Raw genomic sequence first — 273 nt, forward strand, 5'->3', positions numbered from 1 at the left:
ACCTGGAAGTCAGTGCGGCCCAAATACTCCAGCTCACCGGCCGCGTTCCACGCCACCAGGTCACCGGTGCGATACATCCGCTCGGACGCCCCGAACGGGTTCGCTACGAAACGATCCGCGGTCAGATCCGGACGCGCCACATAACCACGCGCCAGCTGCACACCGGCCAGATACAGCTCACCCGCCACACCGACCGGCACCGGATTGAGCCGCGCATCCAGCACATACACCTGCGTGTTGAACACCGGCGCACCGATCGGCACCGACACCATG

1 protein-coding gene is annotated in these 273 nt (G+C 65.2%); it reads right to left on the minus strand.

Annotated elements, in window-relative coordinates; genetic code table 11:
• The coding region (locus tag GV790_RS30315; RefSeq protein ID WP_375139449.1) for an AMP-binding protein at positions 1 to 263 on the minus strand (263 nt) is incomplete at its 3' end.
• Between the last annotated feature and the right edge of the window lie 10 nt (positions 264 to 273).

This window comes from Nocardia cyriacigeorgica (assembly GCF_010858045.1).
Classification (GTDB): Bacteria; Actinomycetota; Actinomycetes; order Mycobacteriales; family Mycobacteriaceae; genus Nocardia; species Nocardia cyriacigeorgica_E.